Origin of the sequence: Pseudomonas sp. NPDC087342, assembly GCF_044744265.1 — a bacterium.
Taxonomy (GTDB): domain Bacteria; phylum Pseudomonadota; class Gammaproteobacteria; order Pseudomonadales; family Pseudomonadaceae; genus Aquipseudomonas; species Aquipseudomonas nunensis.
Window position 1 is genome coordinate 34,961 of the sequence record NZ_JBIUXZ010000004.1, and the last position, 23,297, is coordinate 58,257.

A 23,297-nucleotide genomic window follows, 5' to 3' on the forward strand; every position below is an offset into this window, starting at 1 on the left:
CGTGTCAGTCAACATCTATATCGACTGACACGCCGCCTTCGCGAGCAAGCCCGCTCCCACATTTGATCGGTGTTGTCTCGGTTTTGGTTACCTGCTCCGGCGACGCTCCATGGCAATGCTCGATACCTCAAAACCCAGGTCGGCGAAAAACTCCGTAGCGCCTTCCCGACCCGCGCGCAGCACCCAGGTGATGTCGGAATTTTCCCCCATCACATGCCCAACCAGTGCACGGCCTACACCTTCACGTCGATGTTGCCCACACACGACCACCATCGACAGATACCCATTGGACAGTCCGTCGGTAATGCCTCGGGCAAATCCGACGATCTGCGAGTCCTTCACTGCAATCGCGGTGCGCTGGGAGTTGGCGATCAACTGCGCAAAGTGCTCGGCTGAACCGGTCCGATGGCCCCAGCCGTTCTGCCCTAGAAACAGCCTCACGGATTCAACGTCCAAAGGCTGCACATCTCGGATATCCAGGACCGTGCTCATCCAGAAATCACATTCTTGCCCATCACTTTCGAGCGATACAGTGCCTGGTCAGCCCGCGCCAGCAGGCCGGTTTGCTGTTCCTCTTCAAAACGCTGCACCACGCCAAAACTCATGGTCACCTGAAAGTCTCCCACCGGCAGCAGGTTCGTCAGGTTGTGGCGGATTGTTTGCGCGATGCCCCGGGCATCGGTCAGCGGGGTATTGGGCAGGATCAGGATGAATTCGTCACCGCCCCAGCGCGACAGCAAGTCACCGTCGCGCGCACAGCTTTTCAGGCATTCGACCACCTGCACCAACGCGGCATCGCCCAATGCATGGCCGTAGTGATCGTTAATAATCTTGAAGTCGTCGATGTCCATCGCAATCAGCGACAGCGGTTGGCGGAAGCGCTGGGCGCGGTCGCATTCCTGGGGCAGGGTTTTTTCCAGGCGATAGCGATTGGCGACCGAGGTCAGGGCATCGGTTTCCGCGAGTTTGCGGTTTTCTTCTAGTTGGATTTGCAGTTGCTGATTGACCCGGGACAGCTCCCGGGTGCGTTCTTCGACAAGGGCTTCGAGGGAGTGATTACGCCGCTCCAGTTGTTCGAGCAGGCGTTTTTTGTCTTCGATGCTGCGGTGCGCCCCGACCATCCGCGCCACCGAACCATCGGTATTGCGCGCCAGGATGTAACCGCGATCTTCGATCCAGATGTAGGTGCCATCCTGTCGGCGGCAGCGATATTCGGCCTGATAGCCGGGTGCACGCTGATTCAGATAGTCATCGAACAACGCCATGACCCGCGAATAATCGTCGGGGTGCATCACGGTTTCCCAGGTCAGCACGTTGTTGTGCAGCGAGTGCGGCGTGTAGCCGAGCATCTCGTACCAGCCGGGGTTGCGGTAGACGAACCCGGTGTTGGCGTTCCAGTCCCAGATGCCGTCGCTGACCAGTTCCATAATGGTGTGCAGCATGTCTTCGTTGAAGTCCGACAGATTGAACTTCAACGGCTCGATATCCGTTGCGTCGCCCATCACCGCTCTCCTTGCCGCCCCTATATCGATGTGACTCGCCCGTCGAGCAGATTAGTCCATGGGGCATTGGCGCGGCTAGTGCTTGCCCCACATCTGCATGGCGAAGTCGACGAAGCTACGCAGTTTCGGCAAACGGTAGCGATCCTGGGTGTACACCAGGTTCATCGGCCGGCTCGGCAATTGGTAATCCTGCATCAACGCCACCAGTTTTCCGTCCTTGAGGTCTTGTTCGACCAGCGCGTCGGGCACCATGACGATGCCCATGCCGGTGCGCGCCGCTTGGTGCAGGCCGGCCGAGCTGTTGATCAGCATCGGACCGCTGACCGCGACCATCACTTCGCCTTCCGGACCGGTCAGGCGCCATTGTTTTTCCACCGAACGCCAGTCATCGCCTTCCGGGTAGGCGAAGGCCAGGCAGTCGTGGTGTTGCAGATCTTCAGGTTTTTGTGGGATGCCCCGGCGCGCCAGGTACGCTTTCGAGGCGCACATGGTCAGAGTGTAATCGATCAGTGGACGGGCAATCAGGTTGGACGGCTCGATAGCGCCCAGGCGAATCGCCGCATCGAAACCGTTTTCCAACAGGTCCGGACGCCCGTTGGTGAGCACGACGTCCAATTTCACCTGTGGACAACGCAAAGAGAACTCACTGAGTGCCGGCGCCAGCCGTTCTGTGCCGAAGGTCAACGGCGCGGTGATGCGCAGCGTGCCACTCGGTTCATCGAGGGCTTGTTCCGCCAGCCGTTCGGAATCGGCCACCAGCCCCAGAACTTCAAGGCAGCGCTGGTAATACGCGGTGCCAAATTCTGTCAGACGCTGGCGCCGGGTCGTACGGTTGAGCAAGCGTACGCCGAGCCTTTGCTCCAGCGCGCGCAAGTGATTGCCGACCATGGTCGTGGACATTTCGCACTGCAACGCGGCGGCGGTCATGCTGCCGGTTTCTACAACGCGGACGTAAACGGTCATTGCCTGAAACAAATCCATTATCAAGCCCAGCTTTTAAATGATTGAAGTATTGCGGCGTTTATCCAGCTCAGGTGGCTAACCATACTGCAAAAACACCGACAATTGATGGAGCTTGATGTCATGACCGCCGCCTGCCTGATGAGCACTTACCAACCCTTGGCCCTGAGTTTCAGCAAAGGCCTGGGCACGCGCCTGTGGGATCAGGCCGGTCGAGAATATCTGGATGCAGTGGCGGGCGTGGCGGTGACCAATGTCGGCCACTCTCACCCCAGGATTGTCGCCGCCATCAGCGAACAGGCCGGTTTGCTGCTGCACACATCGAACCTCTACAGCATCGACTGGCAACAACAACTGGCGCAGAAACTGACCCGGCTCTCAGGCATGGACCGGGCGTTTTTCAATAACTCCGGTGCCGAGGCCAACGAGACGGCATTGAAACTCGCACGGCTTTACGGCTGGCACAAAGGCATCGAGCAACCGCTGGTGGTGGTCATGGAGAACGCCTTTCACGGCCGCACCCTCGGCACCCTGTCCGCCAGCGACGGCCCGGCGGTACGCCTGGGTTTCAATGAGCTGCCGGGGGATTTCGTCAAAGTGCCGTTTGGCGACCTCAAGGCACTGGACAAAATCCAGCAGGCCCACGGTCCGCGTATCGTGGCGATCCTGATAGAACCGATCCAGGGCGAAAGTGGCGTGCAACTGGCGCCACCCGGTTACCTCAAGGCCCTGCGCGAACTGTGCAACCGGCGTTCGTGGCTGCTGATGCTCGACGAAATCCAGACCGGCATCGGCCGCACCGGCCAGTGGTTCGCGTTCCAGCACGAAGGCATCGTCCCGGACGTCATGACCCTGGCCAAAGGCCTGGGCAACGGCGTCCCCATCGGCGCCTGCCTGGCCCGGGGCCGCGCCGCCGAACTGTTCACCCCCGGCAGTCACGGCAGCACCTTCGGCGGCAATCCACTGGCCTGCCGGGTCGGCTGCACCGTGCTGGACATCATCGAAGAACAAGGCCTGCTGGAAAATGCCCGACTGCAAGGCGAACGCTTACTCGCCAGATTACGTGTCGAACTGGCCGACGATCCAAACGTCCTGGCAATTCGTGGCCAAGGCTTGATGATCGGCATCGAACTCGCCCAACCGATCCGCGACCTGACCCTGATCGCCGCCCGGGATCACGGCCTGCTGATCAACGTGACACGCGGCAAAACCATACGCCTGCTGCCACCGTTGACGATTGATGAGCGGGAAGTGGAGATGATTGTCAGAGGGGTTTGCCGGGCAGTTAGACCGATCTGAGAATATGTTCAGTAATGATATCTGCACATAACGATCTGTATCGCGCCATCTTCGATCGCATAGACCAAGCGATGCTCCGCTGTAATCCGGCGAGACCAGAAGCCGCTCAGATTGTATTTGAGCGGCTCAGGTTTTCCGGGGCCGCTGAAAGGCTCACGCTGGATCGCTTTGATCAAAAGGTTGATTCGTTTGAGCCCGGCTTTATCGTTTTGCTGGAACCATAAGTAGTCGTCCCAACCTTCAGCAGTGAACTCGATATTCATTCTTCGATAAGGCGCCTGGCCTTGGTTTTCCCTGCTCGCAGGTTGCCAATTGATTTGATCAAGCGTTCAGCATTGGCTGGGGATCGGAGCAAATATGCGGTCTCTTCGAGCGCGTTGTACTCTGCTAGTGACATCATCACCACCGGTTCGCCCTTCTGGCGAGTTACCAGCAAGGGCGCACGATCTTCATTGACCCGATCCATGGTTTCAGCCAAGTGTGCACGCGCAGTGGTGTAGTTGATGGTTTGCATGGTGTAGTCCTCGCTTAATGCAAAGAACGTACAGAAATGAGTACAGGATGACAAGGCGCTACCTACGAGTGGTCGTTGCGCAGATGAAGTATCTGCGCCTGCATTGAGTATCGCCGAAGGTTCGTCGAGACGTTTCCGTGACTCTTGTAATCCTGTTCCGATAATCATGTGGTGTATTTGTAGGCAATCTGAAGCGAATCACCCAACATGACGCGCCTTCTGTTTCCTCCGCCAATGCCGAACCAACGCAACCACCACCGCCAACACCAAGACCCCCAGCGCAATCGGCAGTCGATAAGGTTTCAAATTGCCCAACATTGTTTCCAGCGCCTCGCCAGCCCAATACCCGGCGCTGGCGAATACTGTGGCCCAAACCACCGCGCCCAAGGCATTCAGAAGCGAGAACCGCAGCGGCGACAATCCGCTGGCCCCGATCACCACCGGCCCCACCAGACGCATGCCGTACAGAAAACGCACGGCAAATACCGAGGTCGATGGATAACGCGCGATGAGTCCCGTCACTCGATCGATCGCCGCTTGTTGTCGATGCAGGCGTGGCAGTAGCCGTCCACCAAAATAACGGCCGCTCCAGAACAGCAACTGATCGCCCAACATCCCGCCGAGGCTGGCCCAGCCAATCACTGGCCACAGGTGCAACAAGTGTTGATGAGCCGCCATCCCGCCCAGAATCAGAATGGTTTCGCCCTCCAGCAAACAGCCGAAGAACACCGCCCAATAGCCGTATGTGCCGAGCAGGTAGTTGAGATCTATGTGTTCAAACACGGTCGCTCCCCAAGACTTTCCACCAACCGGACCAGATAGCCGTCCGGATCCTGTACCAGAAATTCCCGTTGACCGACTTCAACCGCGTCCGCGCGATACCAGACATCGGCGCAGGGGCGAAACAACGGCCACTGAACTTCGGCCAGCCGCAGGAGGAGGGGTTCAACTGAATCGACGGTAATCTGAAAGTTGATGCCACGACCCAGCGGTGCTTCCAACGGCCCAGTCAACCATTGGCCTTCGTCTGGATCGTATTGCTCTAGCATCAGTTGAACGCCATTTTGATCGAGGTAGGCAAAACCAACTTCGGGACGTTCATAGGCGATGTTGAAACCGATCAGCGACGTCCAGAAGTGCAGGCTTTTTTGAATGTCGGTGACCATTAATTCAGGGACTAACTTGCTCCGTGCAAACATGACGCTTCCTTGTTTAGCGGGGTGGTAACGCATTTATAAATGCCGTGATTTCAGCCCGGCTCGTCAGTTGCAATTTCGAACCGCTGTAAACTTGGAACAAACGCTGATGAGCCTTGAATCCGCTGGATCCTTCGCGACGTCGATAGCTGCCGGCCCATTCCAGTAACGCTATCAGCAATTCGTCGTTGGCATCGCGCCCGGCTTCTCGCTGATGAATTTGGGCGACGCAATCGTCGTCGCCCAGACTCAACCAGATCAATGTTGTCGCTTGCGGCAAGAGTTCGCTGATGATCCAGCCGTAAACCCCTTCGATCACCCAATGTTCTTCACTGGCGGCCACCCGCGCTATTTCCAGGGCTTCATTTCGAGGTCGGGCGATGCTGTGTTCATCCGAAATCCAGTGAATCCGGTCAAGATCAATCCACGGCACATGCCGCCGTTTGGCCAAGTGCCTGGCCAGCCAACTCTTGCCCGAACCGGAATTGCCGATGATCAGGGTTCGGGTGAGGTTCAAGGGCGTTGTGTTCATTGGTCATTACATTCGGTGAAGAGCAAATGTGGGAGCCCCCCACCACTGTAGGAGCGAGGCTTGCCCGCGAAGAGGCCCGCCCATTCAGTATGGATGTCGACTGACAAACCACTTTCGCAAATCAATGATTACTCCGGCGCAACCATTCGAGTACGCGGCGAGCCGTCAGCATTGTGCTGATAAATCTCGCGCGGCTGACCCTTGTCATTAAACAGCACCTGCCCGATCCCCGCCGAGTTCCACAACCGCTCGCCCGCTTCAGCATGTTCGGGAATGTGCGGGACGATGCGCATGCGGCGGCGTTTGGTCAGCCAGTTCAGCGGCGAACGCGGTGAGTAGAGCCAGCGGTTGAGGCGGTCAAACCATTCGAGCAAGGCCCGGGGGAATTCATTCTTGATGCCGCTGCTGGTGATCTGCCAGATGCGCGGGCCAGCCTTGCGATGTCGGATCAATACTTCGTAGACGAAGGAATAATGCACATCACCTGACAGCACCACGTAGTTACCGGGTGTGCGTGAGTGTCGGAAAATGTTCAGGATGACTTGCGCCGCGCCGCGATGGGCCATCCAGTTTTCGGCGTCCACCAGCAGTGGAAAACCGCACCAACTGAAGACCCGCTGCACCGTTTCGATCAACTTGACGCCGAAGATCGGCGCCGGTGAAACGATGATCGCCGACGGGTGATCCAGCAGTTCCTGTTGCAACTCGCTGAGGGCTTCCCAGTCCAGCAGGCCCGAGGGTTGCTTGAGGTTCATCTCGCTGCGCCAGCGTCGGGTGCGCGTATCGAGCACCACCAGGGCCGGGGTGGTCGGCAACACGTAATGCCAGTTCTGAAAGCTCAGCAGGTCATTGATCAAGTCGTCCTGGAGCGTGCTGTCGAGGTAGCGCTCGGTGGTACTCAATGTGCGGGTTTTCTCCAGCACACCGCCGAACGCATCCGGGTTATTGCCCCAGCCCTGGCACAACAGATAAGCGATCAGCGCATTGCCGATGATGCGCTTGGAGAACGGATGCCCGTAGGCCGTTTCCTCCCATTGCGCGGAAAGATTCCAGTCATCGGTAATATCGTGGTCGTCGAAAATCATCAGGCACGGCAAGTGCGCCATCGCCCGGCCCACACCGCCGAGGCCGGCCTTGAAGGCATCGATGCGGGTCTGTTCGAGGGCATAGCGCTCGCGTCTTTCGGGCGTCAGCGCCGGTGGCTTCGGATCGATCAGCGTCCAGGCAGTGGGCGACCAGACCAGTAGGTACATGGCCACGACTTCGGCGAAAGTCACCAGATGATTGTCGGCGCTGCTGCTGGTGAAAATCGGCTTACGGGCACCGCCGAAAAATCGCTCGCGCAGGGTTTCATTGCTCTCAAGCGCCGGTAACAAATCCGCACGATGGTAGTAACTGGCCGGGTGTTCGTAGAGCTTGGCACTGTCGCTGACCACCGCGCCTTCGAGGTGCTCCTCGAACAAACCGAGGCGCTGGATCAACGCATGGATTGCCCGCAGCATCGGTCCGGCGACATCGTCGGCGTAGACCTGATCGCCGCTCATCATCAACAGGGCCGGGCGCTCGATCGCTGCATGTTCCGCCGCCAACAAGCGATCGACACACAACAAACCGTCCGCCGCCGGGTGATGCGGTTTACGGCAGGAGCCGTGCAGCACTTGATCAATTTTTGAGCGCAGGACGAAGTTTGGAGTTTGGGCTTCTCCATAGAGCAGATGCGGCGCCCAGTCGGCAATGCCCGCGTCGTCGATCAGCAAGTCGTACTCGATCAACGTGTCCCAGGGCAGGGCAGTCTCCAGCGGCACGTCGATCAAGTGAATAAAGGCATGAGTGCCGACAGGGATGACCGTGCACTGGCCGTCATCCAGACGAATATCGCCGATACCTTGCAGACGAATCGTCAGCGACAACGCCCGGGATCCTACAAGCCACATCACCAGCCGCGTAGGCTCCAGACGCCGCAACAACGGCCCGACCAGCACGGGGGGCAGGGATTGGTGATCGTCAGGCAGTGGCAAAGGCATGGACATCCGGATTCAGGCTACAAAGATGCGCGGGATAATAGCGCAGCGGATGTCAATGAATTGCAATTAGGCATCCGACCTGATGACCCCTCGCTCACCATTCGCCACCAACCACCGAAACAAATCACTCACCGACACCGTATGACTGCGCTCCATCCAGCGCACCAGTGCCGGGCCGTAATGTTCGGTGTAGCGACTCAGCACCAACTCGCGACAGTCCGCCGACAAGCGCAGGGTAATCTCCCGGCAGTGCAGATTGGTCGAGTCGTTCTGCGTCACCCGCTGCTGCAGAATCAGACTTTTGCTTTCAGAATCCATCAGCTGGAGCTCCTGTGCATTGGGATTGGGTGGTCTGCGGCGAGCCTTGTTTGCCATCGGCCACGTAAGCCGCACGGTGCTCGGCCACCACGTTGCGCAACGCGCTGTAATAGTCCGGCAGTCGTTTCAGGCTGTCGGTCAGCGGCAACACTTCTGCGCGGCCATCGACGATGCCGCCGACAGTGTTGATGGTTTTCAGCGTGTCCACGGTGTCGCTGTTGCTGCCAAACGGGTCGACCACAAAACTCAGCACGCGCCCGGCGGCGTCGCGGCTGTTGGATGTGCCGAACAGCGGCAGTTCGACGATCGGGCCGTTGCCGATTCCCCACACGCCGAAGGTCTGGCCGAAGTCAGCGTCGTGACGCGGGATGCCGACCTTGCCGGAGACATCGATCAAACCCACCACGCCGACCGTGGTGTTGAGCACGAAGCGTCCCACGGTATTGACCGAACGTCGCGGGTTGCCTTGCAGCAGGTCATTGATAAACACCTTGGGCTCGCCGAAGTTGGCCACGAAGTTATGCACACCCGCCTGGAAAAAGTCCGGCAGGTAGCGATAGCCGCGCGCGACCGGCGCCAGGGCGTAGTCGTCGAGCACCCGGTTGAAGGCGAACACTCCGCGATTGAGCGGTTCCGCCGGGTCATACACCGAGTAGTTGATTTCGGCGCAGGTCACGCTGGCGGTGGACGGCGGCTGGCTGCTGCAACCCGCCAACCCGGCGGCCAGCACGGCAATCGAAGTATTGCGGGCCAGCCAGGGAGCACATTTGAAAGGCAACATGGATGCAAGTCTCGGGAGGAATTCGCCGAGATGCTGAGCCCCAAGCCTTGCGCAAAGATGTCTGGTTTATTGCCGCGGCGACGCTTTATTGCACGATTGAAATATATGACGGGCCGGCGTGAATGGTTTTAGATGGCGGTTCCATTCGGCCCTTAAGTGACCTGCGGTGAACAGCCTGTTAATTGTGGACGACGACCTTGAGGTCCTCGATCTGCTGAAAAAATTCTTCGTGCAACACGGTTACAGCGTCGAGGTCGCCACCGACGGCGCGTCGCTGTGGGCGGCCATCGAGCGCCAGGCGCCGGACCTGATCATTCTCGACGTGATGTTGCCGGGCGACAGCGGATTGATCCTGTGCCAGCAACTGCGGATTCGCTACGCCACGCCGGTGATCATGCTGACCGCCATGGGTGAACTCAGCGACCGAGTGGTCGGGCTCGAACTGGGCGCCGATGATTATTTGACCAAACCGTTCGACGCCCGCGAACTGCTGGCGAGAGTGCGCGCCGTGCTGCGTCGTGTGGACGAGCGCCGCCCGGTTTCCCAGGAACGGCCACGGCCGCTGATCGACTTCGCCGACTGGCACCTGGACGTCACACGCCGGGAACTGCGCTCGCCGGACAACGTGATGATCCCGCTGTCGGCCGGCGAGTTTGATTTGCTGCTGGTCTTCGTCGAACACCCGCAGCGCATTCTGACTCGCGAGCAATTGCTGGACTTGGCGCGAGGGCATAGCCATGAGGCGTTCGATCGCAGCATCGACGTTCAGGTCAGCCGCCTGCGACGCAAACTCGAATCCGATACCAAGCGCCCGGCGATGATTCGCACCGTGCGCAATGGCGGTTACCTGTTCACCCCCAGCGTGACGCGGCGATGAACTGGCTGAAGCGGATTCGCCGGGATACGGTGGCGCGCTGGATCGCTTTGACCATCATCCTCGCCATGCTGATTTCATTGGCGCTCAACGGATTGTTTATCCAGTTGGCCGGGGTGTGGGCGCGGCCGCCGCTGACTGAAATCGGCTTGCTGGAAAAAGCCGCGGCCGTCACCCGCGTGATTGAGGCCGCGCCAGCCCCACTGCGCAGCCAATTGGCTAAGGCCGTCAGCGATGAAGGTTTAACCATCAGCTGGCATCTTAAGCGGCAGGAAATGAATTTGCCGGCTGTGGAAGATCCCATTTCCGACACCGGCATGAGCATCCTGCAACCGCTGTTCAAATCCGTGGAACGGCGCATCGAAGCCTATGAGCCGTCCGACTGGACGGAGAATCCGGCGCAGGCGCATTACGCGCTGGTGATCGAGTTGCCGGACGCGTCGTGGCTGATGTTCTCCGCGCCCTCGCGCAGTTGGGGCCTCGACGAAATGCCGCGTTATTTGATTGTCGTGCTGCTGGCGCTGATCTCGACGGCCCTGGTCGCACTGATTGCCACTCGCCGCCTCGCCACCCCTTTGCAACGTTTCGCCGAGGGCGCCCGACGCTTTGGCACGGACTTCCGCGCACCGCCCATCGAACCGATCGGCCCGCAGGAAATTCGCCAGGCGATCCTCGCGTTCAATGCGATGCAGGCCCAGTTGCAACACTTCATCCGCGATCGCACACAAATGCTCGCCGCCATCTCCCACGACCTGCGTGCGCCCCTGACGCGGATGCGCTTGCGCGGTGAATTCATCGAAGACACCGAGCAACAGCAACGATTGTTTCGGGATGTGGATGAGATGCAGGCGATGATCAATTCAGCGCTGGAGTTCTTTCGCGACGATGCACGACTTGAGCCGGCGACTCAGTTTGACCTCGCGGAATTGCTGCAAACATTGCTGGATGATTATCGCGATCAGCAGATCGATATTGCGTTCAACGGACCGCTGCGGCTGGTGTATTTCGGACGGCCGCTGGGGCTTAAACGGGTGATGACCAACTTGCTGGACAACGCGATCAAGTACGCGAGTGAGCCGGCGATTGAGTTGATCGCCGATGATGGACAGGTGCGGATCAAGGTGTTGGATCGTGGGCCGGGTATTCCAGAGGCCAGTCTTGAGCAAGTGTTTGTGCCGTTCTATCGCATGGAAGGTTCGCGCAATAAAAGCACCGGCGGCGTTGGCCTGGGGTTATCGGCGGCGCGGGCGATTGTGTTGGAACATGGCGGGGAGTTGAAGCTGCGCAATAGAACCAAGGGTGGGTTGGCGGCGTTGGTGGTATTGCCGGTGCAGGTGGGGTAGGGCCTACACCGGCCCGGTGCATCTACTGCATCGGGACGACAGACAGCGTAATGGACAACACCACAAGTCCGACAATGAACCCGGAGACGGCCCCGGCAATGTTGCCGAAAATCATCCCCCACGTGCCACGATTGATCACCACCCAGCGCCACATGAATCCCCAGGCTGCCGCAAATATCACAAACCGTAGAAACTCCATCCGATCCCTTCCTTGCCCGCCGTTAACTTGAAACCGCGCCCGCCTGTTGGATGAGCGCTGAAGATGGACGGCACGATATCAAAATAGTCAGGCTGCGCCACTGTCCGGGCCGGCACAGACAAAACCAATCAGGGAATTAGGTAGCCTTTTGTTTCATGTCCGTTATCGTGACGGGAAATTTAACGGGCGTCGGGATCTCGTGACTCAACGTGAGTTTCAATCCCAGTCGATATTCATTCAGGAGCGTAAACGTGATCTGGTTTCTCGAAGGTCAATCCAGCCAGCGCGATATTCTTATCGGCGCGCGCGAAGCACTGCCGGCGAACGTCAGGATTTTTGCGTCCCATCGTCAGGACCGACCTGAAATCACCGCTCAGGCCGATGTCAGCTTTCAGGAACCCCTGGATAACGAGACGCGAATCGATTGGGTGATCGCCACCGCGCTTGAGCACGGGATCAAGGTGATTCTTGCCGGCCGTATCGGCAGTTATTACGAGGCAGCCCGTGAGCGCTTCGACGCCGCCGGTTTGCAGCTTGTGACGGGCGGGATGTCCATGGAGACCTTCGACAACGTGGACGACAAGAGTCGGTTCACCGCAGAGGCCGAGCGAGCGGGGCTGGCCTGCATTCCCGCCGTGACGGTCAGCAATGCCCGGGAACTGGCCGCCGCCTACGAGACTCTATCCAGCCAGGGTGAGGTTTGCATCAAGCCTGTCGTTGGCATCTACGGGCAAGGCTTCTGGCGGTTCAAGGCGGATGTCGACCCATTCCGCTGTTTTGAAAATCCGGACGCGCGGGAAGTCGATTTTGAAACCTACCTGAACATCTATAAGTCGGGCATGGAGCGGGCGCCGATGCTCGTCATGCCTTATTTGCCGGGTAGCGAGTGCTCCGTCGACATGGTTTGCGAAGCGGGTAAGCCAGTGGCGTTCGTCGGCAGGAGAAAGCAGGGGGTTCACCAGACATTCGAGCGCGAGTCCGCAGCCGTAGAACTTGCCCTCAAGGCCGCTGCACACTTCAAGTGCGACGGGCTGGTCAATGTCCAGACGCGAGACGACCAGGACGGTGTTCCCCATCTGTTGGAGATCAATCCGCGCTATTCCGGCGGAATCGGATACACGCGGGCGACCGGGGTGAACCTGGCCGGAATATTCGCCGCTCGTCGGCTGGGCCTGCCTGAACCTGCGGTTCAATGGGTGAACGACGTCCGAGTGAAGCCAATCACTGTTGCCGTTATAGCGCCTTCCTGATATTACAAAGCCACATAGACAGTGAATGATTGTAGCTGTCTTGGCATAATTGCCAGCATACCGATCAAGGAACGACAGGATGAAGGCGCTTACGCCTGGAGCGAACGCCGCTATATCGGGCGTAAAATGTGCTTGGACGCTGAATTGCAGCCACTCTTCCGCATTTGGGGAATACGCAGCCGTCGCGCTGCTGCCCGTCACTGAAAAGCGTCTACCGACAGGTGACCCGGCTCTGTTTCAAGTCACTCAACAGTGGATGGAATGGAGCGGCACGCCGTCGTCTATTGGCTGTTCCCTGGACTTGTCCCGTCTTCCTGGCGGCAGCGAACGTCTGCTGCTGGTCGTTTATACCTTCTCGGCGGCTGGCCCCGTCAGCGAACTCAAAGATTTGCGCCTGCAAGTCGACAATCAAGTCGAACTGTTCCTTGATCTGAACGGTAATGGCGAATCAGCGATTGTCATTGGCGAGTTCTACAGCCGCAATGACCAATGGAAATTCCGCGCGCTGGCTGAAGGATCAGCTTATGGACTGGCCGCGATGGGCCGTCGCATGGGCATCACGATTGATGATGCGCACCCTACGCGCCGTCCGTACTCGGGTGATTCACCGAGCAGTCGTACCTCGGCAACGGGAACCGGATTCGCCGTTTCACCCGGTCAAGTCATGACCTGCGCGCATGTGATCGAGGGCATGCAGGAGCTGCACATTTCCTCCTTTGCCGGACGCTACCGCGCCGAAGTGGTGGTGGTCGACGAACGCAACGATATGGCCTTGCTGCGCATTCAGGATTGCCCGCCGCTGTCGCCCGTCGTGTTCAAGGACGGCGCCGGTTGTGCACTGGGCGAGTCGGTGATTGCCCTGGGCTTTCCGATGGCAGGCCTGGCGGGTGGCGGCGTTCATGTGACACAGGGCGGGGTGTCCGGTCTGTTCGGGCTGCACAACGATTCAAGTTTGCTCCAATTCACCGCGGCCATTCAGCCAGGCTCCAGCGGTAGTCCATTGTTTGATAGCAGTGGGGCGGTCATCGGGATGGTGACGTCGTCGCTGCCGGACGCGCAAAACATGAACTTCGCGGTCAAGGCCGGGTTGTTGCTGGGCTTTCTGGATGCCTGTCATGTCTCGCCGCCCAAATCTCCAACCGGTCGAATTTTCTCGACCGCCGAAATGGCTCGTGAAGCCCAGTCGTCACTCTGGCGGATCGAAGCCCGAAATCCGTAGAGGCACCCTGCTTTAAAAAATAGTGAAGGGTTGTCAGTTCACTACCTCGCCTCTTTTAGGAATGTTGCAAATGGAATTCGCAGTAGAAAAAACCTCGACCACTCGACTCAGCGCGCAGCTCAAACGCGGGCTGATGGAAGTCGACGTCGATGAATCCTCCATCGAACCCAACTCATTGTTCGGGTTCGCCGAGCGCCGTAATCCTAAACGTGCGTTCCTTTTTGTGTCCCGCGTTCTGGGCCGACATATTCCTGTTCGCCCATCGATCATGCAGGTCAGCTACGAACACCTCGCGGCAAAGATTCCCGATGACCTGCCAGGCCCCGTACTCGTCATCGGTATGGCAGAGACCGCCGTAGGCCTGGGTGCCGGCGTGCACCGCGCTTACAGCAAGACCCGCCCGGACACCGTCTATATGGTCAGCACTCGCCATCCGGTCGGCACTGAGTTGTTCACTCGTTTTGAAGAAGAGCACAGTCACGCCAGCGCGCACCTGATTCACCAGCCCATCGATCCCGATGTCCGGGAAATGATGCTGAACGCACGTTCCCTGGTGCTGGTTGACGATGAAGCCTCCACCGGCAAAACGTTCATCAATTTGCATCGCGCCCTCGTGGATGCCGGGCTGAGCAAGGTAGAACGGGTCGTGACCTGTGTGCTCACTGACTGGTCCCGCGGCGCAGTGCGCAACGTTCTGGGCGAGACCGCCACTCAGGTGTCCCTGCTGCAGGGCGCTTATCGCTTCTCTGAAGATCAAGACGCGCCCTTGCCTGAAATGCCGGATGTAGGCGCGGTCGCCGTAGGTGAATGGCCGATTGATCCGCGTAATGACTGGGGACGTTTGGGCGTGCGTCATGTCGAAGACACATTGGCCCCGGATATTCAGGTCAAGCCGGGTGAGCGCGTGATGGTCGTGGGCACCAGTGAATTTGTATGGCGTCCATTCCTGCTGGCTGAACGTCTTGAGCGGGCCGGGGCTGACGTGCATTTCAGCTCGACCAGTCGCTCGCCGATTGCCTTGGGCCATGAGATCGGACACGCCTTGTCGTTCTCCGACAATTACGGTCTCGGTATCCCGAATTTTCTCTACAACGTGCGTCCGGGTCAGTTTGACCGGGTGTTGATCTGCACCGAAACGCCAGCGCAAGCGGTTCCCCGGTCGCTGATTGATGCATTGAACGCAGAGGTGATTGTCGATGAGCAATAAGCGTCCCCTGATACTCATCGATCTCGATGACACCCTGTTTCAGACCGCCCGCAAGATGCCGCAAGGCGCTGAACGGCACACTGCGACGCTGGACGTCGATGGTCAGCCCAATGGCTACATGAGCGCCGTGCAGAAAAGTTTTGTGGAATGGTTGCTGGCATCGGCAGACGTCGTGCCGGTCACGGCGCGTAGTGTCGAAGCCTACAGCCGCGTGCAATTGCCCTTCGTTGCGGGCGCCGTGTGTTCTCACGGTGGTGTGATCCTCCAGCCCGATGGCTCGCTGGATCGCGATTGGCATGGGCAGATGACCGACGCGCTGGCGGCGTATCAGAACCGCCTTCCGGCACTGAGTGCTGAAACCTTGGCCATCGGTGAGGAAATGGGTATTTCCCTGCGCGGATGGGTGGTGGAAGAGCAGGGCCTGTTGAATTACGTCGTGACCAAGCACAACGAGTCCGACGATTCGGTGCTGCAAAAGGTTCTGGCCGAGGTCCAGGCCCGTGGTCTGCTGGACGACATGCATATCCACGGTAACGGCAACAATCTGGCCTTCCTGCCGAACGGCTTGTCCAAGCGTCTGGCAGTTCAAGAATTGCTTCGTCGTGATCGCGCCGTCAATGGCGAACGTCCGGTGCTGGGGTTTGGTGACAGCGTTACCGACCTGGGCTTCATGAACGAATGCAACTTCTGGGCGACGCCTTCCAATAGCCAATTGGCCAAGGTTGTGGAGGCGATGATCAATGGTTAATGCCTTTGCCCACCTGAGCACTGTTGGCAGTGGCAGTTACGCGCCGGATGACGTGCACTTCCTTTTGCAGCCGGTCGACATCGAAGTGACGGATGTAGAAGAGAAAGAGCGCCTGATCCAGACGCGGCAGAAGCATTACTCCGAAATGATCAGCCTGGAATCGGCCCCGACCGAAGTCCACAAAGGGCTGTACCAGCGCGCCATGCTGCAGAATTCGGCCCGGATGGCCCGGGATGTCCAATCCCTGGCACTGGCGTTGGATAAGGCCTGTGACGGCCCTTCGATCGCGCTGGTTTCGTTTGTGCGCGCAGGGCTGCCCTTGGGCGTTTTGCTGCGCCGGGCGCTCCTGGATCTGGGGCGAGACGCTCATCATTACGGGATCAGCATCGTGCGTGACCGGGGCATCGACATGATTGCCCTGGAAGCGGTGATCGCCGCTCACGGCGCTGAAAACATTGTTTTCGTGGATGGCTGGACCGGCAAGGGCGCCATCTCTGGAGAGATCCAGCGCAGCCTCAAGGGCGACACGCGCTTTCCAGAACAGCCTCGCCTTGTGGTGCTCGCCGATCCTTGCGGCCGCGCCTGGCTGGCGGCCTCTGCCGAAGACTGGGTGATCCCGTCGGGCATCCTCGGGGCCACGGTTTCCGGCCTGGTCTCGCGTTCCATCTGGCCCGCCAACGGTGGCCTGCATGGCTGCGTGGTGTACGACCATTTGCATGAACATGACGTGACCCGAGATTTCATCGATCAGATCGAAGCCGTGCGTCAGGCACAGTCTGCGGTCGAGGCCGCTACCCCATGGACCGAGGCGCAACGCAGTGAACTGCAGGCTTCGGCGCTGGGTGTGATTGACGCGATTGCCGCGCAATTTGGCATTACCAATCTGAACCGAGTGAAACCCGGCATTGCCGAGGCAACGCGGGCCGTCCTGCGCCGTGTCCCGGATCACGTTCTGGTCCGCGATCGCAGCGATCCGGACGTGCAACTGCTGATGCACCTGACCGAACGAGCGAACGTGACGGTTGAAGAGGTGGGGGCAGCCCTGGGTCCTTATCGTGCCGTGACCGTCATCCGGAGTTTGAGCTGATGAAAACACTATCGCCCTACGCCCTCGGTGCAACGCTCTACATGCCGGCAACCCGCGAGGACATCCTCGACGTGGTCCTGCACAAAAAGTTGCCTGAACTGCGCTCGATGGTGGTGTGCCTTGAAGACGCGGTCGCGGACATTGATGTCGAGACAGCGTTGGCCAATCTGCACAAGTTACTGCTCTCGATTGAGCAACAGGGCGGCCGCTCGGTCGATGGCCCCATGCTGTTCGTGCGACCGCGTGACTCGCAGATGGCCGCCGTGCTCAACGAATGGCCGTTGATGGTGCACGTGGATGGTTTTGTGTTGCCGAAACTGAGCCTGTCCAATCTGCGCTCATGGGAGCTGGCGGTCACCAATCCCGACATCTTTCTGATGCCGACCCTGGAAACCCGGGAAGTCTTCAACCCTGTGGCGATGGTCGAGCTGGGTGAGGCGCTCAAGCAGACGCTGAACCATCGCATCATTGCGCTGCGGATCGGCGGGAATGACCTGCTGGGTTGCCTGGGCCTTCGCCGCAATCCGGCGACAACGCTTTACAGCACACCTATGGGGTACGTGATCCAGATGTTGGCCGGGGTCATGGGCTCGCAGGGGTTTGCCTTGACCGCCCCGGTGTTCGAGCGTTTGGCGACGCCGCATCTATTGCTGGAAGAACTGAGCCTCGACATTGCCCACGGTTTGGTGGGCAAAACGGCGATTCACCCAAGCCAGATCAGCAGTATTCAGGACAGTCTGCGCGTCAGCCTTGAAGATCTAAATTGTGCCAAATTGATGCTGAACGAGGTCGCGCCGGCCGTCTTCAATCACAATGACACGATGTGTGAACCAGCAACTCACTTCAAATGGGCCACCAACATTCTTGAACGTGCCAAATGGCATGGCGTCAGGCATGCGGAGCCGAGCCAAACCGATCAATCGATTCGTCTTGCGGAGGCGGGCCGATGACTCAGGAAATGCTCGAAATGGGCCCGGCCGGGGCCAAGGTACTGTCGGTTTTTGACTTCGACGGCACGTTGACCCGGCACGACAGCTTCGTCCCCTTTCTGAAATATGCGTTTGGCAAACTTGAGTTCGCCAAGCGCTTGCGCCTGCTCGCCGGGCCGGGAGTGCGTTACCTGACACGCCGCTTGTCTCGAGACGAACTCAAGGCACGGCTGATCGCCGCTTTCCTGACCGACGCCAAGGAAGAGTGGGTCCGGCACAAGGCCGCAGAATTCTGCGGCTTGCATTGGACTCGCCTGATGCGTCCTGCCGGGCTGGCCTCTGTGGCCGCCGAAAGACAGGCAGGCAGTGAGGTCACGCTGTGCTCGGCTTCGCCGGCGCTGGTCCTGAAACCGTTTGCCGATCGGCTCAACATCAAGCTGATCGCCACAGAACTGGAAGTCGTCGATGGGCGCCTCACGGGGCGCATATCGGGCGACAACTGCCGCTGTGAAGCAAAGGTGCGACGACTAGAAGCGGTCTATGGAGATTTGACGCAATACCGATTGCGCGCCTGGGGCGACACCCGCGGCGACCACGAACTTTTGGCCGCTGCGCAAGACGCGCACTGGCGACATTTCCACCCCGCATGGCGTCGAGGACGCCTTCGGGTCACCAAGACCTTGGCTCGAGACGCAGGCGTTGTGCCGACGGCGACTCATCCGGTTGAGGGCAGCAGCGAAAACCACGAGCAACCGACGATCAACAAGGAGCGTACCGATGGCCCTAACTCTGACTAAAAACCAAACAATTTCCCTGGAAAAAACTGCTGGCGGTGGTCTCACCGCTATCACGCTTGGCCTGGGCTGGGATCCGGAAAAAGCCGGGTTCATGGGGCGGTTGATGGGTAACGGTGGTGATGTCGACCTGGATGCTTCCTGCATTCTTTTCGATGCAGATCTAAAACCAGTGGACCTGGTGTGGTTCCGTCAACTGACTTCCCGCGATGGTTCGATCCAGCATTCGGGCGACAACCGCACTGGCGAAGGCGATGGCGACGACGAAACGATCCGGGTTGATCTGCAGCGTCTGCCGGCCACCGTCAAATCCCTGGTGTTTACCGTGAACAGCTTCACCGGCCAGACCTTCGAAAAGATTGCCAACGCCTATTGCCGCATCGTTAACGCGAGCAACAAGACTGAACTGGCGCGCTTCAATCTTTCCGAGAAGGGTCGTCACACCGGTGTCGTCATGGCCAGTCTGGTACGTGAAAACGGCGGCTGGGAATTCAAGGCGATCGGTCAGGTGACCAATGGCCGTACCGCTGATGACCTGGTCAATCTGGCTGTGCAGGCGGTGCGTGCATGACAACCCTGGTACCTGGCGGAAACGCGCCGGTAGCCACCGGCCAGGTACGGATCGATATCAGTTACTCGGCTATCCCGGGTGCAGATATCGACGTGTCTGCATTCGTCCTGGGGGCCGCGGGGAAAGTCCGCGGCGACACCGATATGTGCTTCTACGGCCAGACCAACGTGCTGGGCGGAACGGTGCAGATGACCGAGTCCTCGGCCGGTCGCGCGGTCTTCACCCTTGATTTGTCGCGCCTGGATGCGGCGGTCGAGAAGGTGGCGCTGACGGCGACGATTTACGAGAACAAAGCCAGTTTTGACCGCGTGTCTCAGCTTTCGCTGGCCGTCACTGGCGGCATCGAAGCGCAGATTCCCACAGGCGGAATGAAGGAAACAGCCCTGATCCTCGGCGAGTTTTATCGCCGCCAGGGTGAGTGGAAGTTCCGTTGTGTCGCTCAGGGTTTCGCCGGGGGCCTGGAACCGTTGGCCAAGTACTTCGGCGTTGAAATTGCCGCGCCGGCTCCGGCTCCGGTTGCTGCTCCTGCTCCTGTTGCGGCGCCTGCCGCGCCAGCACCGGCGGCTGTGAAGTCTTCGGTCAGCCTCAGCAAAATCACCCTCGACAAGACCCGCTCCTCCATCAGCCTGGAGAAAACGGCGGGAGGCTTCGGCGAGATCAAGGTCAACCTCAACTGGAACAAAGGCAAGTCCGGTGGCTTCTTCTCGCGAAACAACGCCATCGACCTCGACGTCGGTTGCCTGTTTGAGTTGCAGGACGGGTCCAAGGGCGTTGTTCAGGCGCTGGGCAATTGCTTCGGCGAGCTCAATCACGATCCCTACATTCAGTTGATGGGCGATGACCGTACCGGTGCCGTCAGCGATGGCGAATGGCTCCACATCAACGGTAAGCATTGGGGAGAAATCCGCCGTGTTCTGGTGTTTGCCTTCATCTATGAAGGTGCACCGAACTGGCGTGAGACCGATGGCGTCGTGACCATTTATGTCCCGGGCCAGCCACCTATCGAAGTTCGCCTGAATGAAGAGGGCGGTCGCCTTGGCATGTGTGCAATCGCTCTGCTGGAAAATGAGGGCGGCGGCGTCAAGGTGAGTCGACGCGTCGACTTCCACAAGGGGCATTCGTTCATGGACAAGGCTTACGGCTGGGGCATGCGCTGGGCGGCTGGCTCCAAGTAATTATTTGAATACGGCGGGCCGGTCCGGCCCGCCCTTGAGGTGAACAACATGTTGTCATGGTTGAAAACGAACGCGGCACTTGCTCGCGAAAAACTGACCACCGAAGTGGCCAAGTTCAAGAACAAAGAGTTCATGGAAGCGGTCGCCAATAGCTGTGCCATGGTCGCGGCGGCCGACGGTGAAGTCACCTCGGCAGAAAAAATGAAGATGACCGGGTTCATCAACAACTCGCCTGAGTTGAAGGTGTTCAACCTGACCGACGTCATCAAAGTCTTCAACGACGCGTGTGGCAAGTTCGAGTTTGACTTCCAGATCGGTCAAGCCGAAGCCCTGAAGAACATCAGCAAGATCAAGGGCAAGGACGGCGCAGGTCGCCTGCTCGTGCGCGTTGCGTGCGCCATCGGCGCGTCGGACGGAAATTTCGACGACAAGGAAAAAGCCGTTTGCCGCCTGATTTGCCTCGAGCTGGGTCTACCCCCAGCTGACTTTGAACTGTAAGGAAACAAAACTGTGGAAGTTACTCACCTGGGTTTCCCCCCGCTGACCATCGCTGTGTTTGTGGCGCTGGCGCTCGGCGCGATGATCCTCGACATGTTCACCCATCGCGGTGACCAGCCGATCAGCCTCGCCAAAGCGTCGGCCTGGTCGGTGTTCTGGATTCTCATCTCGTTCGGCTTTGCAGGGTTTCTGTACGTCGAACACGGTCCGGATGTCGCGACCCTGTTCATCACCGGCTATGCGCTGGAAAAAGTCCTGAGCGTGGACAACCTGTTCGTGTTCATGGCGATCTTCGCCTGGTTCAAAGTGCCGAATGGCTTGCGCCACCGTGTCCTGTACTGGGGCATCATCGGCGCGATCGTTTTCCGCCTGATCTTCGTGGCCATCGGTACCGGCTTGCTGGCGCTGGGGCCGTGGGTCGAAGTGGTCTTTGCCCTGATCGTGGCCTGGACGGCAGTCATGATGCTCAGAGGCGGCGGTGACGACGAAGAAGAAGAGGATTACTCCACGCACATGGCTTACCGCTTCGCGAAGAAGCTGTTCCCGGTGTGGCCGAAACTGCATGGTCATGACTTCTTCGTGCGCCGCAAGACGCTGGAAGCCGAACTGACCAAGCCGGAAAACAAGGGCATGTCGCTGGCGGCCAAGGGCGGTCTGTTCGCCACGCCGCTGTTCCTGTGCCTGGTGGTCATGGAAGTGTCCGATGTGTTGTTTGCCTTCGACTCCGTCCCGGCGGTCATCGCGGTCAGCCGCGAACCGCTGATCGTGTTCTCGGCGATGCTCTTCGCGATCCTCGGCCTGCGGACCATGTACTTCGTACTGGAAGCCCTCAAGCGCTACCTGGTTCACCTGGAAAAAGCCGTCATCGCGCTGCTGTTTTTCATCGCGGTGAAGCTTGGCCTGAATGCGACTGACCACCTGTTCCATCACGGTTACAACATCGACCCGAACACCAGTCTGCTCATCGTTGTTGTGGTGCTGGCCATCGGCATCTTCGCCAGTGTGATCTTCCCGGAAAAGGAAGTTGCCCCGGCTGATAACCAGTAATTCAAAACGCATTAACCACAAGGAGCTGTACTCATGGCATTGACTCTTCAAAAAGGCGGCAATCTGTCCCTATCGAAGACCGATCCTTCGCTGACCAAGATTCTGGTCGGTCTGGGTTGGGATCCTCGCGCAACTGACGGCACGGAGTTTGACCTGGACGCGAGCGCGTTCCTGCTGGGTGCCAACGGCAAAGTGCGTGGTGACGCCGACTTTATTTTCTACAACCAGCTCAAAAGCGCTGACGGTTCCATCGAGCACACTGGTGACAACCGCACCGGTGCTGGCGATGGCGACGACGAAGTGCTGAAAATCGATTTGAGCCGCGTTCCGGCCGATATCGACAAGATCGCGTTCACCGTCACCATCCACGACGCTGATGCACGCAAGCAAAACTTCGGTCAGGTCGGTGGTTCGTTCATTCGTGTAGTCAACGAAATCACCGGTGCCGAGATCGTTCGTTACGACCTGGCAGAAGACGCTTCAACTGAAACCGCGATGATCTTCGCCGAGCTGTATCGCAACAACGGCGAATGGAAATTCCGTGCCGTTGGTTCGGGTTATGCCGGCGGCCTGAAGGCACTGGCTAACTCGTACGGCATGAACTTCTAAAACCCCTCGGTCTACTGAATAAGGAATTTATCCATGGCTGTAAGTCTTTCCAAAGGCGGCAACGTATCCCTCTCCAAAGAAGCGCCAGGCCTGAGCGAAGTGCTCGTGGGTCTGGGCTGGGATCCTCGTGTTACCGACGGCACCGAGTTCGACCTCGATGCGTCGATTTTCATCGTTGGTGAAAACGGCAAAGTGCTCGACGACAACAGCTTCATTTTCTACAACAACAAAAAGTCCACTGACGGCTCCGTTGAACACATGGGCGACAACCGCTCCGGTGCCGGCGAAGGCGACGATGAACAAGTGACCGTCAAACTGACTTCCCTGGCTCCGCTGGTGAAGAAGTTGGTATTCGCCGTCACCATCCACGACTCCGATGCACGCAAACAAAACTTCGGCCAGGTTTCCAACGGCTACATCCGCGTTGTGAACAAGGCTGACGGCAAAGAACTGGCACGTTTCGACCTGAGCGAAGACGCTTCGACCGAAACCGCCATGATCTTTGGCGAGCTGTATCGCAGCGGTGAAGAGTTCAAGTTCAAGGCGATCGGCCAGGGTTTTGCTGGCGGCCTGAAGCCTCTGGCTGAATCCCACGGTGTCAGCATCGGCTAACCCTTACGG

Annotated in this window: 28 protein-coding genes; 16 read left to right on the plus strand and 12 right to left on the minus strand. The window is 58.8% G+C overall.

The window, feature by feature from the left end:
* Positions 1-87: 87 nt before the first annotated feature.
* The 3 genes from ACIOYV_RS12555 to ACIOYV_RS12565 all read right to left on the minus strand — a co-directional run bounded on the left by ACIOYV_RS12555 (position 88) and on the right by ACIOYV_RS12565 (position 2,483).
* Positions 88-492 carry a GNAT family N-acetyltransferase gene (locus tag ACIOYV_RS12555; protein WP_401324062.1) on the minus strand — a complete coding sequence of 135 codons (405 nt, stop codon included), beginning with the start codon at positions 490-492 and terminating at the stop codon, positions 88-90.
* Positions 489-1,502, minus strand: coding sequence for a diguanylate cyclase domain-containing protein (locus ACIOYV_RS12560; protein WP_401324064.1), 1,014 nt, complete (start codon positions 1,500-1,502; stop codon positions 489-491). The genes ACIOYV_RS12555 and ACIOYV_RS12560 overlap by 4 nt, the downstream gene beginning before the upstream one ends.
* A gap of 75 nt (positions 1,503-1,577) precedes the next feature.
* Positions 1,578-2,483, minus strand: coding sequence for a LysR family transcriptional regulator (locus tag ACIOYV_RS12565; RefSeq protein WP_401324066.1), 906 nt, complete (start codon positions 2,481-2,483; stop codon positions 1,578-1,580).
* 102 nt (positions 2,484-2,585) lie between these two features.
* On the opposite strand from ACIOYV_RS12565, the gene ACIOYV_RS12570 reads away from it, so the two are divergent.
* A complete protein-coding gene (locus tag ACIOYV_RS12570; protein ID WP_401324068.1) occupies positions 2,586-3,761 on the plus strand; it encodes an aspartate aminotransferase family protein in 1,176 nt (391 codons plus the stop codon).
* Between the two features lie 8 nt (positions 3,762-3,769).
* Here the strand turns inward: ACIOYV_RS12570 and ACIOYV_RS12575 are convergent, their stop codons facing one another.
* The 8 genes from ACIOYV_RS12575 to ACIOYV_RS12610 form a co-directional block, all read right to left on the minus strand.
* Positions 3,770-4,024, minus strand: coding sequence for a Txe/YoeB family addiction module toxin (locus ACIOYV_RS12575; protein ID WP_401324070.1), 255 nt, complete (start codon positions 4,022-4,024; stop codon positions 3,770-3,772).
* Positions 4,021-4,275 carry a type II toxin-antitoxin system prevent-host-death family antitoxin gene (locus ACIOYV_RS12580; protein ID WP_054613586.1) on the minus strand — a complete coding sequence of 85 codons (255 nt, stop codon included), beginning with the start codon at positions 4,273-4,275 and terminating at the stop codon, positions 4,021-4,023. Before ACIOYV_RS12580 ends, ACIOYV_RS12575 begins: the two co-directional genes overlap by 4 nt.
* Before the next feature lie 198 nt (positions 4,276-4,473).
* Positions 4,474-5,058, minus strand: coding sequence for a DedA family protein (locus tag ACIOYV_RS12585; protein WP_265040806.1), 585 nt, complete (start codon positions 5,056-5,058; stop codon positions 4,474-4,476).
* The gene (locus ACIOYV_RS12590) at positions 5,043-5,474 is read right to left on the minus strand and encodes a VOC family protein (protein ID WP_163912149.1); all 432 of its coding nucleotides are present in this window, start codon (positions 5,472-5,474) and stop codon (positions 5,043-5,045) included. Before ACIOYV_RS12590 ends, ACIOYV_RS12585 begins: the two co-directional genes overlap by 16 nt.
* Before the next feature lie 13 nt (positions 5,475-5,487).
* Entirely contained in the window at positions 5,488-6,003 is a 516-nt protein-coding gene (locus ACIOYV_RS12595; RefSeq protein ID WP_401324073.1) for an adenylate kinase, read from the minus strand.
* Positions 6,004-6,131: 128 nt separating this feature from the next.
* Positions 6,132-8,033 (minus strand): alkaline phosphatase D family protein, encoded by a 1,902-nt coding sequence (locus tag ACIOYV_RS12600; RefSeq protein ID WP_401324075.1) that lies wholly within the window; start codon positions 8,031-8,033, stop codon positions 6,132-6,134.
* A gap of 60 nt (positions 8,034-8,093) precedes the next feature.
* A complete protein-coding gene (locus ACIOYV_RS12605) occupies positions 8,094-8,345 on the minus strand; it encodes a hypothetical protein (protein WP_401324076.1) in 252 nt (83 codons plus the stop codon).
* Positions 8,335-9,126, minus strand: a complete 792-nt coding sequence (locus tag ACIOYV_RS12610) for a VacJ family lipoprotein (protein WP_401324078.1) — start codon at positions 9,124-9,126, stop codon at positions 8,335-8,337. The genes ACIOYV_RS12605 and ACIOYV_RS12610 overlap by 11 nt, the downstream gene beginning before the upstream one ends.
* Before the next feature lie 166 nt (positions 9,127-9,292).
* Here ACIOYV_RS12610 and ACIOYV_RS12615 point away from each other — a divergent pair, with 166 nt between their 5' ends.
* The gene (locus ACIOYV_RS12615; RefSeq protein ID WP_163912163.1) at positions 9,293-10,003 is read left to right on the plus strand and encodes a response regulator; all 711 of its coding nucleotides are present in this window, start codon (positions 9,293-9,295) and stop codon (positions 10,001-10,003) included.
* A complete protein-coding gene (locus tag ACIOYV_RS12620) occupies positions 10,000-11,343 on the plus strand; it encodes an ATP-binding protein (RefSeq protein WP_401324080.1) in 1,344 nt (447 codons plus the stop codon). Before ACIOYV_RS12615 ends, ACIOYV_RS12620 begins: the two co-directional genes overlap by 4 nt.
* A gap of 22 nt (positions 11,344-11,365) precedes the next feature.
* Here ACIOYV_RS12620 and ACIOYV_RS12625 read toward each other — a convergent pair whose 3' ends face one another.
* Positions 11,366-11,542: a hypothetical protein gene (locus ACIOYV_RS12625; RefSeq protein ID WP_156339444.1), complete on the minus strand. Its 177-nt coding sequence runs from the start codon at positions 11,540-11,542 to the stop codon at positions 11,366-11,368.
* A gap of 251 nt (positions 11,543-11,793) precedes the next feature.
* Between ACIOYV_RS12625 and ACIOYV_RS12630 the strand changes: the two genes are divergently transcribed.
* The 13 genes from ACIOYV_RS12630 (at position 11,794) to ACIOYV_RS12690 (ending at position 23,288) form a co-directional block, all read left to right on the plus strand.
* Positions 11,794-12,792: an ATP-grasp domain-containing protein gene (locus ACIOYV_RS12630; RefSeq protein ID WP_401324082.1), complete on the plus strand. Its 999-nt coding sequence runs from the start codon at positions 11,794-11,796 to the stop codon at positions 12,790-12,792.
* 79 nt (positions 12,793-12,871) lie between these two features.
* Positions 12,872-14,011 (plus strand): trypsin-like peptidase domain-containing protein, encoded by a 1,140-nt coding sequence (locus tag ACIOYV_RS12635; protein WP_401324084.1) that lies wholly within the window; start codon positions 12,872-12,874, stop codon positions 14,009-14,011.
* Between the two features lie 70 nt (positions 14,012-14,081).
* A complete protein-coding gene (locus tag ACIOYV_RS12640; protein ID WP_401324086.1) occupies positions 14,082-15,218 on the plus strand; it encodes a phosphoribosyltransferase domain-containing protein in 1,137 nt (378 codons plus the stop codon).
* A complete protein-coding gene (locus tag ACIOYV_RS12645) occupies positions 15,208-15,966 on the plus strand; it encodes a trehalose phosphatase (protein ID WP_401324087.1) in 759 nt (252 codons plus the stop codon). Before ACIOYV_RS12640 ends, ACIOYV_RS12645 begins: the two co-directional genes overlap by 11 nt.
* Positions 15,959-17,053 (plus strand): cysteine protease StiP family protein, encoded by a 1,095-nt coding sequence (locus ACIOYV_RS12650; RefSeq protein ID WP_401324089.1) that lies wholly within the window; start codon positions 15,959-15,961, stop codon positions 17,051-17,053. The genes ACIOYV_RS12645 and ACIOYV_RS12650 overlap by 8 nt, the downstream gene beginning before the upstream one ends.
* Entirely contained in the window at positions 17,053-18,003 is a 951-nt protein-coding gene (locus tag ACIOYV_RS12655) for an HpcH/HpaI aldolase/citrate lyase family protein (protein WP_401324091.1), read from the plus strand. Before ACIOYV_RS12650 ends, ACIOYV_RS12655 begins: the two co-directional genes overlap by 1 nt.
* Complete coding sequence (locus tag ACIOYV_RS12660) at positions 18,000-18,779, plus strand: HAD-IB family hydrolase (RefSeq protein ID WP_083471268.1); 780 nt, start codon at positions 18,000-18,002, stop codon at positions 18,777-18,779. Before ACIOYV_RS12655 ends, ACIOYV_RS12660 begins: the two co-directional genes overlap by 4 nt.
* Positions 18,760-19,347: a TerD family protein gene (locus ACIOYV_RS12665; RefSeq protein ID WP_163912183.1), complete on the plus strand. Its 588-nt coding sequence runs from the start codon at positions 18,760-18,762 to the stop codon at positions 19,345-19,347. The genes ACIOYV_RS12660 and ACIOYV_RS12665 overlap by 20 nt, the downstream gene beginning before the upstream one ends.
* Positions 19,344-20,522: a TerD family protein gene (locus tag ACIOYV_RS12670; protein WP_290023543.1), complete on the plus strand. Its 1,179-nt coding sequence runs from the start codon at positions 19,344-19,346 to the stop codon at positions 20,520-20,522. The genes ACIOYV_RS12665 and ACIOYV_RS12670 overlap by 4 nt, the downstream gene beginning before the upstream one ends.
* Positions 20,523-20,570: 48 nt before the next feature.
* Positions 20,571-21,020 carry a tellurite resistance TerB family protein gene (locus ACIOYV_RS12675; protein ID WP_054045432.1) on the plus strand — a complete coding sequence of 150 codons (450 nt, stop codon included), beginning with the start codon at positions 20,571-20,573 and terminating at the stop codon, positions 21,018-21,020.
* Positions 21,021-21,032: 12 nt separating this feature from the next.
* Entirely contained in the window at positions 21,033-22,067 is a 1,035-nt protein-coding gene (locus ACIOYV_RS12680) for a TerC/Alx family metal homeostasis membrane protein (RefSeq protein ID WP_163912187.1), read from the plus strand.
* 33 nt (positions 22,068-22,100) lie between these two features.
* Positions 22,101-22,676, plus strand: a complete 576-nt coding sequence (locus ACIOYV_RS12685; RefSeq protein WP_054045429.1) for a TerD family protein — start codon at positions 22,101-22,103, stop codon at positions 22,674-22,676.
* Positions 22,677-22,709: 33 nt separating this feature from the next.
* Complete coding sequence (locus ACIOYV_RS12690) at positions 22,710-23,288, plus strand: TerD family protein (RefSeq protein ID WP_054045427.1); 579 nt, start codon at positions 22,710-22,712, stop codon at positions 23,286-23,288.
* The last annotated feature ends 9 nt before the right edge of the window (positions 23,289-23,297 follow it).

Bases quoted from the DNA above. Each gene is read 5' to 3' on its own strand.
- ACIOYV_RS12600 (WP_401324075.1), bottom strand. From the start codon at position 8,033: ATGTCCATGCCTTTGCCACTGCCTGACGATCACCAATCCCTGCCCCCC.
- ACIOYV_RS12610 (WP_401324078.1), bottom strand. From the start codon at position 9,126: ATGTTGCCTTTCAAATGTGCTCCCTGGCTGGCCCGCAATACTTCGATT.
- ACIOYV_RS12575 (WP_401324070.1), bottom strand. From the start codon at position 4,024: ATGAATATCGAGTTCACTGCTGAAGGTTGGGACGACTACTTATGGTTC.
- ACIOYV_RS12670 (WP_290023543.1), top strand. From the start codon at position 19,344: ATGACAACCCTGGTACCTGGCGGAAACGCGCCGGTAGCCACCGGCCAG.
- ACIOYV_RS12565 (WP_401324066.1), bottom strand. From the start codon at position 2,483: ATGGATTTGTTTCAGGCAATGACCGTTTACGTCCGCGTTGTAGAAACC.
- ACIOYV_RS12620 (WP_401324080.1), top strand. From the start codon at position 10,000: ATGAACTGGCTGAAGCGGATTCGCCGGGATACGGTGGCGCGCTGGATC.
- ACIOYV_RS12640 (WP_401324086.1), top strand. From the start codon at position 14,082: ATGGAATTCGCAGTAGAAAAAACCTCGACCACTCGACTCAGCGCGCAG.
- ACIOYV_RS12665 (WP_163912183.1), top strand. From the start codon at position 18,760: ATGGCCCTAACTCTGACTAAAAACCAAACAATTTCCCTGGAAAAAACT.
- ACIOYV_RS12675 (WP_054045432.1), top strand. From the start codon at position 20,571: ATGTTGTCATGGTTGAAAACGAACGCGGCACTTGCTCGCGAAAAACTG.
- ACIOYV_RS12605 (WP_401324076.1), bottom strand. From the start codon at position 8,345: ATGGATTCTGAAAGCAAAAGTCTGATTCTGCAGCAGCGGGTGACGCAG.
- ACIOYV_RS12650 (WP_401324089.1), top strand. From the start codon at position 15,959: ATGGTTAATGCCTTTGCCCACCTGAGCACTGTTGGCAGTGGCAGTTAC.
- ACIOYV_RS12590 (WP_163912149.1), bottom strand. From the start codon at position 5,474: ATGTTTGCACGGAGCAAGTTAGTCCCTGAATTAATGGTCACCGACATT.
- ACIOYV_RS12645 (WP_401324087.1), top strand. From the start codon at position 15,208: ATGAGCAATAAGCGTCCCCTGATACTCATCGATCTCGATGACACCCTG.
- ACIOYV_RS12690 (WP_054045427.1), top strand. From the start codon at position 22,710: ATGGCTGTAAGTCTTTCCAAAGGCGGCAACGTATCCCTCTCCAAAGAA.
- ACIOYV_RS12660 (WP_083471268.1), top strand. From the start codon at position 18,000: ATGACTCAGGAAATGCTCGAAATGGGCCCGGCCGGGGCCAAGGTACTG.
- ACIOYV_RS12635 (WP_401324084.1), top strand. From the start codon at position 12,872: ATGAAGGCGCTTACGCCTGGAGCGAACGCCGCTATATCGGGCGTAAAA.
- ACIOYV_RS12655 (WP_401324091.1), top strand. From the start codon at position 17,053: ATGAAAACACTATCGCCCTACGCCCTCGGTGCAACGCTCTACATGCCG.
- ACIOYV_RS12595 (WP_401324073.1), bottom strand. From the start codon at position 6,003: ATGAACACAACGCCCTTGAACCTCACCCGAACCCTGATCATCGGCAAT.
- ACIOYV_RS12685 (WP_054045429.1), top strand. From the start codon at position 22,101: ATGGCATTGACTCTTCAAAAAGGCGGCAATCTGTCCCTATCGAAGACC.
- ACIOYV_RS12570 (WP_401324068.1), top strand. From the start codon at position 2,586: ATGACCGCCGCCTGCCTGATGAGCACTTACCAACCCTTGGCCCTGAGT.
- ACIOYV_RS12560 (WP_401324064.1), bottom strand. From the start codon at position 1,502: ATGGGCGACGCAACGGATATCGAGCCGTTGAAGTTCAATCTGTCGGAC.
- ACIOYV_RS12580 (WP_054613586.1), bottom strand. From the start codon at position 4,275: ATGCAAACCATCAACTACACCACTGCGCGTGCACACTTGGCTGAAACC.
- ACIOYV_RS12625 (WP_156339444.1), bottom strand. From the start codon at position 11,542: ATGGAGTTTCTACGGTTTGTGATATTTGCGGCAGCCTGGGGATTCATG.
- ACIOYV_RS12555 (WP_401324062.1), bottom strand. From the start codon at position 492: ATGAGCACGGTCCTGGATATCCGAGATGTGCAGCCTTTGGACGTTGAA.